This is a genomic window from Lachnoanaerobaculum sp. OBRC5-5 (assembly GCF_000296385.1).
Lineage (GTDB): Bacteria > Bacillota > Clostridia > Lachnospirales > Lachnospiraceae > Lachnoanaerobaculum.
Genome location: NZ_JH815185.1, coordinates 1,186,785 through 1,197,668 on the forward strand (window position 1 = coordinate 1,186,785; position 10,884 = coordinate 1,197,668).

12 protein-coding genes are annotated in these 10,884 nt (G+C 37.9%); 2 read left to right on the forward strand and 10 right to left on the reverse strand.

Features of this window, described 5'->3' with window-relative positions:
* Nucleotides 1–22: 22 nt before the first annotated feature.
* From argR to nusB, 8 genes are read right to left on the reverse strand one after another with little or no spacing between them, the layout of a single operon-like run.
* Nucleotides 23–478: an arginine repressor gene (argR, locus tag HMPREF1135_RS05490; protein ID WP_007592901.1), complete on the reverse strand. Its 456-nt coding sequence runs from the start codon at nt 476–478 to the stop codon at nt 23–25.
* Nucleotide 479: 1 nt separating this feature from the next.
* Nucleotides 480–1,304 (reverse strand): NAD(+)/NADH kinase, encoded by an 825-nt coding sequence (locus HMPREF1135_RS05495; protein WP_007592902.1) that lies wholly within the window; start codon nt 1,302–1,304, stop codon nt 480–482.
* 17 nt (nt 1,305–1,321) lie between these two features.
* Nucleotides 1,322–2,113, reverse strand: coding sequence for a TlyA family RNA methyltransferase (locus tag HMPREF1135_RS05500; protein ID WP_007592903.1), 792 nt, complete (start codon nt 2,111–2,113; stop codon nt 1,322–1,324).
* Nucleotides 2,103–3,980: a 1-deoxy-D-xylulose-5-phosphate synthase gene (dxs, locus tag HMPREF1135_RS05505; protein WP_007592904.1), complete on the reverse strand. Its 1,878-nt coding sequence runs from the start codon at nt 3,978–3,980 to the stop codon at nt 2,103–2,105. The genes HMPREF1135_RS05500 and dxs overlap by 11 nt, the downstream gene beginning before the upstream one ends.
* Nucleotides 3,981–3,988: 8 nt before the next feature.
* On the reverse strand, nt 3,989–4,879 hold the full coding sequence (locus tag HMPREF1135_RS05510; protein WP_007592905.1) for a polyprenyl synthetase family protein: 891 nt from the start codon (nt 4,877–4,879) through the stop codon (nt 3,989–3,991).
* Nucleotides 4,872–5,084: an exodeoxyribonuclease VII small subunit gene (gene xseB, locus HMPREF1135_RS05515; protein ID WP_007592906.1), complete on the reverse strand. Its 213-nt coding sequence runs from the start codon at nt 5,082–5,084 to the stop codon at nt 4,872–4,874. Before xseB ends, HMPREF1135_RS05510 begins: the two co-directional genes overlap by 8 nt.
* A gap of 13 nt (nt 5,085–5,097) precedes the next feature.
* A complete protein-coding gene (gene xseA / locus HMPREF1135_RS05520; protein WP_007592907.1) occupies nt 5,098–6,276 on the reverse strand; it encodes an exodeoxyribonuclease VII large subunit in 1,179 nt (392 codons plus the stop codon).
* A gap of 18 nt (nt 6,277–6,294) precedes the next feature.
* Entirely contained in the window at nt 6,295–6,732 is a 438-nt protein-coding gene (gene nusB, locus HMPREF1135_RS05525) for a transcription antitermination factor NusB (RefSeq protein WP_007592919.1), read from the reverse strand.
* Nucleotides 6,733–6,869: 137 nt separating this feature from the next.
* On the opposite strand from nusB, the gene HMPREF1135_RS05530 reads away from it, so the two are divergent.
* Both HMPREF1135_RS05530 and HMPREF1135_RS05535 read left to right on the forward strand, forming a co-directional pair.
* Nucleotides 6,870–7,544, forward strand: coding sequence for an MgtC/SapB family protein (locus tag HMPREF1135_RS05530; RefSeq protein WP_007592921.1), 675 nt, complete (start codon nt 6,870–6,872; stop codon nt 7,542–7,544).
* Nucleotides 7,545–7,614: 70 nt separating this feature from the next.
* Entirely contained in the window at nt 7,615–8,607 is a 993-nt protein-coding gene (locus HMPREF1135_RS05535; RefSeq protein WP_007592923.1) for an N-acetylmuramoyl-L-alanine amidase family protein, read from the forward strand.
* Between the two features lie 289 nt (nt 8,608–8,896).
* Here the strand turns inward: HMPREF1135_RS05535 and HMPREF1135_RS14440 are convergent, their stop codons facing one another.
* Nucleotides 8,897–9,181 (reverse strand): DUF4491 family protein, encoded by a 285-nt coding sequence (locus tag HMPREF1135_RS14440; RefSeq protein ID WP_084761717.1) that lies wholly within the window; start codon nt 9,179–9,181, stop codon nt 8,897–8,899.
* Nucleotides 9,178–10,818 (reverse strand): DUF438 domain-containing protein, encoded by a 1,641-nt coding sequence (locus HMPREF1135_RS05540; protein WP_007592925.1) that lies wholly within the window; start codon nt 10,816–10,818, stop codon nt 9,178–9,180. Before HMPREF1135_RS05540 ends, HMPREF1135_RS14440 begins: the two co-directional genes overlap by 4 nt.
* Nucleotides 10,819–10,884: the final 66 nt, after the last annotated feature.

The following is a 10,884-nucleotide window of genomic DNA, read 5'->3' on the forward strand; positions in this document are numbered from 1 at the left end:
CTACCCTGATACATCGTTATACTTATTCATTCTTATAAACAAGTTTTCTTATTCTTTCCATGACAACCACTGTATCATCTACACTTCTTATGGCAGCCATAATTGTATCATCACCCGCAATACAACCTACTATCTCACTCATCTGCATGGAGTCAAGAGCCGCAGCAGCCGCCATAGCCATACCAGATACGGTCTTTACTACAAGAATATTTTGTGCCATATCCATTGATACAAAAGCTTCTCCAAGTATTCTTACATATTTTTCAGAGATCCCGTCCTGCTTAGGCATCAGAGAATATTTTTGCTTTCCGTTAGCCGTCACTACTTTTGAAAGCTTTAAATCTCTGATATCTCTTGAAACTGTAGCCTGAGTTACTACAAAGCCGCCCTCTTCCAGCTTTTGAGCAAGTTCCTCCTGTGTCTCGATATCATACGAGTTAATGAGTTCCACAATCTTTGAATGTCTTTTTGTTTTCATATCAAATCCTATTCATCTTATTTCTGATGTTGTCCAGAAAACTCCCCTTTTTTAATTTTATCAGTCCGGCATATATTTCCGACTCTCTTAATTCAATCACGTCCTTATTTTCCAGGATCACACTCTCATCGCCGTCCACTACAAGTTCTCTGTTGGACTTTAAATTGTCATTAAATGAAACACGTATTACTTTCGAGGATGAAAGTACTATGCTTCTTTGACTTAGGGCATGAGGACAAATTGCCGTTATAAGCATCATCTTGGAGCTCGGCTCTATGATAGGTCCTCCCGCACTCAAATTATATGCGGTTGAGCCTGTAGGCGTTGCTACAATTATACCATCAGATGAATATTCATTCAAGAAATCCCCGTCAATATAAACATTACATCTTATAGTTTTTAATCTTTCAAGTCTTGTGATAACAGCTTCATTAAGAGCATTCAATGTACATATTTCTTTTCCGTCTCTTATAACGGTGGCGGATATCATCATTCTTTTTTCTATGAAATATTCATCATTGATGAGTATATCCACCATATTCTTGACATCACCCGCTTTATTGATACTTGTAAGATAACCCATATGTCCCATATTTATTCCTATTATAGGTATCCCCAGATGTGATATATCTCTTGCAGCCCTTATAAGAGTACCGTCACCACCCAGAGTAATAACACAGTCAACTTTCGGGAAGTCTTTTGTATCAATATAGCCATAGGATTTATAGCATACTCCGCCCTTTGACTTTATTTCATTTTCCAGATTGGACAGTGCTCTTTTTATTCCGTCCTTCTCACTGTTTCCAACAAGAAAAAAACTTTTCATGCTTCCTCCACGTTCTCTTATAAGCTCTCATGAGCGGTGTTTACTACCGCCTCTATATCTATATTACTCTCTTCTTTTTTATTCTTTACGAGATGATACAGGTACTCAATATTTCCCTCAGGACCCTTTACAGGTGAAAATTCAAGTTCTTCCACAGAGAAATTATTTTCTCTTGCATACTGAAAACAATTTTCTATGACTTCTATATGTGTGGACTTTTCTCTGACTACACCTTTTTTACCTACTTTTTCTCTTCCGGCCTCAAACTGGGGTTTTATAAGTGCGACAATCTCACCGTTTTCTTTCAAAAGATTGTAAGCTGCCGGTAGAACTTTTGACAATGAGATAAAAGATACATCTATACTTGCAAAATCTATCTCCTCACCTATATCCTCAGGTCTTACATATCTTATATTCGTCTTTTCCATGACTACTACTCTTTCGTCATTTCTAAGTTTCCATGCAAGCTGTCCATGTCCTACATCCACGGCATATACCTTTGTTGCACCGTTTTGAAGCATGCAGTCGGTAAAGCCTCCGCTTGATGCTCCTATGTCCATACAGACTTTATTTTCCACACTTACATCAAAGCACTCCATAGCCTTTTCAAGTTTCAGTCCGCCGCGGCTCACATATTTTAATGTACTGCCTCGCACTTCAATATTTACTTCCTCGGCAAATGTCTGTCCGGCTTTATCTTCCTTTTGTCCGTCAACATATACAATGCCCGACATTATTATGGCCTTTGCTTTTTCTCTGCTTTCGGCAAGACCACGCTTTACCAAAAGTATATCCAATCTATCTTTCATTTTTCATCATCTCATATTTGTCTAAAACTTTTTTCAGTATGGAATCTGAATCTATCTCAAGTTTTTCTCTTAAAAGACTCACATCTCCATGCTCCACATATCCGTCAGGCAGTGCAATATTTAAAACTTCCACATTCCTATGATTTTCATGAATATATGCTTTCACTTTTTCACCCATGGAACCGTTTATCACATTCTCTTCCATGGTCACAATAAGCTTATGTTTTTCACATAATTTATCCACCAAATCGAAATCTATGGGCTTAAAGAATCTGGCATTTGCAATGGATACATTCAAATCATTTGCCTTCAGCTTTTCCCTGAGATTTTTTGCAGTACTTACCATGCTTCCTATTGCAAGCAGGGCTATATCGCTTTCTTCAAAAAGCATCTCACCCTTTCCAAACTCTATAGGCGTTTCAAACTCATTTAAACTGTCATATGCGATACCTCTCGGATACCTTATAGCAACAGGTCCGTCATAATTTATCGCAAACTCAAGACATGATTCCAGCTCTTTGGCATTCTTCGGTGCAAGTAAAGTCATATTCGGAATGCAGCTAAGGAATGACACGTCAAATATTCCCTGATGAGTTTCTCCGTCAGCGCCTACAAGTCCCGCTCTGTCGATTGCAAATACCACATGAAGATTTTGTAAGCATACATCATGCACTATCTGATCAAATCCTCTTTGCAAAAATGAGGAATATACACAAACAACAGGTGTAAGACCTGATGCCGCAAGTCCTGCCGCGGATGTTATGGCATGCTGTTCCGCAATACCCACATCAAAGAATCTTTTCGGAAACTTGTTTTTAAAATCCAAAAGCCCACAGCCCTCCGGCATTGCAGCGGTTATTGCAACTATATCCTTATTCTCACTTGCAAGCTCCACTATTTTTTTGGAAAAAACATCCGTATATGTTGGCTTTTTGCTTCCGGACTTTGCATTACCGCTTGCAATGTCAAATGCACCTATTCCGTGGAAATTTTCAGGATGATTTTCCGCCGGTGAATATCCCTTTCCCTTTTTAGTAAGTACATGTACAAGTACAGGTCCTTCCACCTTTTTTGCCTCTTCGAAGACTTTTAAAAGTGCGGTAATATTATGTCCGTCTACAGGTCCCAGATAAGTAACACCCATATTTTCAAACAACATTCCCGGTATCAATATCTGCTTTATGCCGTTTTTTGTTTGTCTTATACTGTCTATCATAGGCTTTCCGATATATGGCAAACGTTCCAGTGAATTTACAACTCTCTTTTTTAGATTATTGTATCCGTCAGCGGTTCTGATATTGTTGAGGTAATCATTCATACCTCCGACATTTTTTGAAATGGACATCTCATTGTCATTTAAGACCATGATAAAGTTTTTCTTTATCTGAGCCGCATTATTTAGAGCTTCATAAGCCATACCGCCTGTAAGAGCACCATCTCCTATTACAGATATGACTCTGTAGTTTTCTCCCTTTATATCTCTTCCGAATGCCATTCCAAGTCCTGCAGACAGGCTTGTTGAAGAATGTCCGGTATTAAAGACATCAAATTTTGACTCGCTGGTCTTCGGAAATCCTGCCATTCCTCCGAATTTTCTCAGATTATCAAAGGCATTTTTTCTTCCGCTGAGTATTTTATGAGTATAAGACTGATGTCCTACATCCCATATTATCTTGTCTTTAGGCAGATCAAATGCAATATGCATGGCCATGGTGAGCTCCACAACTCCAAGATTGCTTGCCAGATGTCCGCCTGTTACACTTATTTTCTCAATAAGAAAATCTCTTATCTCTCTTGCTAATATATCTAAATCTTTTTTCTTTAATTTCTTTATATCACTTGGCTTTTCAATATTTTCAAGTATCATATTTCTTCTTATGAAGTTCTATTTACCATCATATCAATGATTTCAAAAATAGAGTTCATATTTCCCCTTACTTCTTTCAAGCATTTCTTAGCATCAGCACTAAGCGATTCAACTCTTCTTAAGCTTTCATCAATACCGACTATATTTACATATGTTGTCTTTTCATTTTTTTCATCAGAATGTGTAGGTTTTCCAAGCTCCTTTTCATCAGCCACTATATCAAGATAATCATCTCTTATCTGGAATGCTTCACCTATATAGCTTCCGGCTTTTTCAAGCATTTTGATTTCTTCATCATTTGCTCCTGCAAGTATGCCTCCGATAACAAAGGATGCCTGTAATAATGCTCCTGTCTTTAATGAGTAAGTATATCTCATCACATCCTCACTCATCTTTTTACCGCAGTACTCCACATCCACACATTGTCCGCCTATCATGCCGAAACCTCCGGTGGCTCTTGCCAATGTATACAATGCTTTTGACATTCTTTTTAAAATAATAATATCTTCAACATCCTGCATTTTCTCGGATATAATTTCAAACGCCTGTACACAGAGCATATCTCCTGCAAGTATTGCCATATCCTCGCCATGGCTTACCCATGTAGTAGGCTTACCTCTTCTCAGTTTGTCATTGTCCATTGCCGGAAGATCATCATGAATCAAAGAAAATGTGTGAATCATCTCTATTGCAGCCAAGAAAGGTGCAATTACTCCCTCATCATATTCCGCCCCCGCAACAGCCTTATAAGTTTCAAACATTATAAGAGGTCTAAGTCTCTTACCGCCGTTTTTGATTGCTTCATTTGAGGCCGTGATTACCTTTTTATTTAAATCATCTTCTCTGAAAAAAAACGACTCTATTATATCTTCTATTTTCTTTAAATTGTCCTTATTCATCTTTTGTATCCCCCGACAGTATCTCCATCTGTCTCTCTACATGAGCTATTCCCTCACTTGCCTGTTTTACCAGCTTTATACCCTCTTCGTAAAGTACAAATGCCTCTTCAAGTGTAGTCTGCGGCTCTTCAAGTTTTGCTATTACATTTTCTATGTTTACCAGATTTTCCTCTATACCAAGCTTTTTTTCTTCTTTTTTCGGCATATTTCTCCCTCTATTATAAGACCTTTGCTCTTACCTTGCCATCGGAAAAATATATATTTAATTCATCCTCAGGCTTTACGCTTTCGGCACTTAAAACTTTATTGTTTTTATTATCACTTATATATGCATAACCGCCTGACAATCTTTTAAGAGGTGATACCGTATCAAGCCTCTTACTTAAGTTTATGAGTGCAGTCTTTTTATTTTCCAAATTGTTTTTTAAAGTATTTTGTAATATCTTTGCAAAGTTTTCCAGTCTTTGCTTTTGTTCTCTTATACGTATCTGCGGACTTAGAGTGTTCAGCTTTATAAGAAGCATATCCAAATCTCTTTTTGCATAATCTATCTTTCTTTCAACTTGCTCAGTAAGCTTTCTATTATAGACGTCCAATGTATACATATAGTCGTTATAGATAAAGTTTGCAATCTCCGCCGCCGCACTTGGTGTGGGAGCTCTCAAATCCGCCACAAAGTCGGCTATTGTAAAATCGGTTTCATGTCCAACGGCACTAATTATAGGTGTTTTGGCATTAAAAATGGTTTTTGCAAGTTCTTCATCATTAAAGCAGTACAAATCCTCTATAGATCCTCCGCCTCTTCCCACTATCAAAACATCCAGATTCATTTTATCAAGTTTTTTTATAGCGGAAATGATGCTTTTCGGTGCCGCATCACCCTGTACAAGGCATGGAGCCAAAACTATTCTGACATAGGGATTTCTTCTGTAACTTACATTTTGTATATCATTTATTACGGCTCCGGTTTGAGCTGTTGCCACACCTATGCTCTGTACAAACCTCGGTATTTCTTTCTTATAACTTTGATCGAACATACCCATATCTTCAAGCTTTTCCTTAAGCTCCAGATATTTTTCATACAGATCTCCCTTGCCTGCTTCCTCTATCTTATTTGCATAGAGCTGATACCTGCCCTCTTTTTCATAGCAGGATATAGTACCTGTAACGACTACTTTTTGCCCTCTTTTCATATCAAAAGAGAGACCTCCTCTCTGACCGGCAAACATAACCGCAGATAAGGTCCCTCCTTCATCCTTTATGGTAAAATATATATGATTAGAGTTTGCATATGTACAATTGCTTACTTCTCCCTCTACCGATATCTTATTTAGTACAAAGTCCTGCATAAACATATTTTTTATATATGCATTCACTTTTGATACAGAATAAACCATATATCCTCCAGGTATTTATTACTCTACTTTAACCTTTGACAATATAGCATTTACAAATGAATAAGACTCATCTCTACCGAATGTCTTTGCAAGCTCTACCGCCTCATTTATCGCCACACTTACAGGTATATCGCTGTCGTATTTCATTTCAGCTATGGCAAGTCTTAGAATATTTCTTTCCACTCTTCCTATTCTCTCAAGCTTCCAGCCTTGTGACAAATCGCTTATTATTTTGTCAATCTCGAGACGTCTTTCAATTACAAGCATTGCCTTTGACTTTATATATTCTATATCCCCATCACTGTAATTTGCATCATGAATAAGTGTATCTTCTTCATCTTCTAAAGACGGTGATTCAAAATAATTATCTATTTGGATCTCCATCTCTTCTTCCGGATAAAAATCTAAAACAAATAATATTTTAAAACAATGTTCTCTTAGCAAATGCCTTGTCATATGATCCTCCATATTGTCTACATTAATCATATAATTATAGCTTATAGCAAGGTTAAAAGCAAATTAATTTATATTGATATTTACCTTATCAGATATTAAATATATAATAGGCACATTAAATATTTTAAGGAGTGTGTATGCCAAGAGAATTAAATTTTTACTCTATGATAATTCGCATTATACTGTCCGTTTTGATTGGCGGAATATTGGGCTTTGATCGTGAAAGAAAAAACAGGCCGGCAGGCTTTAGAACATATATATTGGTTTGCCTTGGTTCAACTCTTGTTATGATGACAAATCAATATGTGTTTCAGGTATTTAAAAGCGGCGATCCTGTAAGACTCGGTGCTCAAGTTGTAAGCGGCGTAGGTTTTTTGGGTGCAGGAACAATAATACTTACCGGTCGTAATCAAGTCAAAGGTATTACCACAGCTGCAGGTATATGGGCCGCTGCCTGCTGCGGTCTGACTATAGGAATAGGATTTTATGAAGGCGCTATAGCAGGAGGAGTGGCTATTTTTATTGTAATGGCATTGCTTCAAAATTTGGACGGATTTTTAAGAAAAGACTCAACCTCTGTCGAATTATATATAGAATACGACAGAAAAATACCTTTAAGTATTTTCTTAAGCAATGTCAGGCAAAACGACTTGGATATAGTCGAGCTTGAATTGACCAAAAATAATTTGATACCCGATACCTGCGGTGCGGCCACAATTACAATACAGGGTAAGCAAAAGAACAGCCGCGATATTATATTAGATCTTGTAAAAAATACTCAGGGGATTATTTTTTTCATGGAATTATATTAAAATATATGTTGAAATGCTATTTTCAAATAGCTATAATACCCTAAGTAAATGTTTTAGAGTTTGGAGGAATATGAAGAGGATTATACCGTTCTTATTACTATCATTAGGTATAGGTAGTAGTTTTTTAATAACAGGCTGTGAAAATAAGTCTTCCGTTGAAGAAGGCAGTCTTACAGCCGTAGACAATTCGGTTAAGACAGGTGTCGTAAGGGAATTAATCAGTTCTACAGATATCGGAGATGTTTATAACAGTATCGGTGTCGACTATGAAAATGAATATGATGTGGATTCCATTGAAAAGAAAATGACAGGCCTTGCAATGGCAAATGCCGGTACGGATTCCTCCGACGGATTGACTAAGCATCTTATTGTCGCTCCCACAGAGATGGATATGGAATTATTGTTTGACGTTGATACAAGTGCGATATTTTTGGAAGGTGGCATTTATACCAATGTAAGCCAATTTGCCGTATGGAGTTCGGAAAATCCCGATATTGCAGATGTTTATCAAGGTGAAGTACATGCTAAAAAGGTCGGTGAGACCAATATCAATGTTACATACAGAGATATCACTAAATCAATTCATGTAAATGTCGTTGAGAAAACAAATTGGGAAGAAAAAGACGGTTATTGGTATTATTATGATGCCAACGGCAAAAAAACCACAGGTTGGAAAGTAATAAACGGCAACTGGTATTATTTGAGCAATAACGGTTCAATGCTTACCGGTTGGCAGAAGATAAAAGACGCTTACTATTATTTCCACTCAAACGGTACTATGGCACAAGGTGAGTGGGCTCAAAACCCTGACAACAACGAGTGGTATTATTTCAATTACAACGGTAAGATGGCTATGCGTAAGTGGATAAAAGACGGCAACAATACATACTATGTACATTCTAACGGTACCATGGCTACCAATGAATGGGTACCTAAGGATGACGGAAGCTGGTGCTATATGCTTCTTGACGGTAAGATGGCCAGAGATCGCTCCATTGATATAAAGGGTGTAAGCTATCAATTTGATAAAGAAGGCAAATGCCTAAACCCTGAAGGAAACTAAATATATATTAATTTATAACAGCTTTTATTTTACAATCCGTTTTAATATGCTTGGGATTGTAAAATTTAAAAGCTGTTATTTGATTTTAAATGTAATTTCTTAAATGTTCCCTATAGAGTCTTCTTTATCTAAATAATCTTCTATTTCTCCCTCTGAAAGTTTGGCTACAAATAGAAAATTAAAAAAAGTGGCTGTAAAAATAGAAGCTTGAAACTCTTTTCATGAGTTGTTTCCTAAAGAGAGCTTTCTATTTTTACAGCATCTATAGCTTTATTTTCGTTGTATCGAACTATTTTCTCTTTGGATTTTTCGGGTACCATCCTTTTTCCACTCTTTTTTCCTGCTCATATAATTCATGGATACTCCAAAAGCAGGAAATGCCAAAGATGGCCAAACTTCCGGAGAGGAAAAGAGAAGGGAGAAAAATGCTGGCTATACAAGCGGATAGACCTATTAAGAAAAAAAGCCAGGCTATTTTTTTACTAAAGTAATACTCCGCATACACCACTATGGGATGAAATATCCCTATGCAGAGAAAGCAAACCAATCCTAAGAGTAAACCTTGAAAACTCATAGTTTAAAATACTCCCTAAGCTCTCGAAGCAGAGTGTTAAGATCCACCTCTGCCCGTTCACTCATAATCTTTACCGTGGCTTTCGGCAACATAATACGAGCAATAGGAGTGTTTAAGGCCTTAAAGCGATCGCTTAATCGGAAAAGGAGAGTCTTTACATTGGGATCTGCTTCCAAAATATCTTTTAACAGAGTGTCTTCGGTGATTTCTGTCAGCTTGCCGGCTGTCAAAGACTCTGTACTTTCTCTATTTTCTTCGTCTCCCAAAGTCCCTGCGTTTTCTTTATTGCCTACATCTTCAGAAGTCTCTAAGTCTTCTCTCTTGTCTTCGTCTTCAGCAGTCTCTTTGCCTTCTCCATTTTCCTGCTGCTCCCAGGTCAGAAGAGTTTGAGAGCCCTGTAGGGAGCGGATATGGGTGCAGTCCTGCATCATTTCCAGCACACCGCGGAACTTTCCCTTTTCATCTCGAACCGCATAGTAAACGATGTAAATAAAGAGGTCCGGCTTGTTGATCCAAAACTCCGCCTTATCCTGTTCTCCGGAACGGAACTTCTTAATGATTTCCTCAACGATATGTACCGAAGCCTTTGGATGACAGTTTTTCACATCTCTTCCGATGACATTTTTACTTCTGGGGAAAACTCTGTGCTTGGTGTCGGTGTAGAAGCAAACCAGTTCATTTTCATCTACATAGGAAAGATCCACAGGCATATGCTGATAAATCAGATTAATCTGTTCCAAGGTAAGTTGACCGGTAGTAACATTCAACTTTTCTTCTTTATTGTTAAAGCCGTATTTTCCCAGAAGACCGGCAAGCTCTTCCGCAAAACCGGGAGCGGAAGAAAGTCCGGATAGGGGAGCACCGGCTGTAGAAGCTGAGGCAGAAGATGAAGCCGAAGCTGAATTGCCGGACTTATCTGCCTGCACGCTAATATAGGCAAAACCGATTTCCCGGTCTCCCTCAGCCATATAACGGAACTCTTCTTCATTGATCATTTCCAAGGAGGTAGGGTAGAGGATATTTTCTTCCTTGTCCATCAAATCCCGAACATCAGCCACAAGTTCTGCCTGCTTTCCGATAAATTCCTCTTCCTTATCCTCTAAAAGAAGATTGTAGCACTCTGAAATCTCATCCCGGATAAAGTCATCCAAAGTCCACATGGTGGTGGTAGGGCGGGTAAAGCCTTTCTTTTCCAAAACCGGGTATAATTGGTTTTGCTTTCTGGACAAATGAATCTTGAATTTCAACAAGTCTTCATAAAGCTCCAGCCATTGGTTTTTAATGAGAGGGTACTGCACCAAATCCTCAACGGAAAGCAGTAGTTCCTTCATTTTGGCATTTTCCCTACGGTAACAGGAGATGGGATGATTTTCCGGAAGCTCTTGATCCTTTGTGACTAAAACATCCTGGAAGACCTCCAGCATAGCTTGAATATCTTCCTTAATGCACTCATCTTCGGTTTCTTCCACCATTTCCTGCTCAATAATGGCGATTTCATAGGGGGCAAGGTGCTGTACTCTATCTTTAAGGGCTTTTCTTGCTTCTTCCAAAGAAATCTTTCCCTCATCATAGGCGGATTTTATTTCATGGACAATTTCTAACTTATTACCATCAATATTTTGAAAATTTTCTCTCATAGTTTTCTCCTTCAGGGGATATTCCTATCTGCTATCCAATTAGATTAGAAAGGAAAATATAGTATT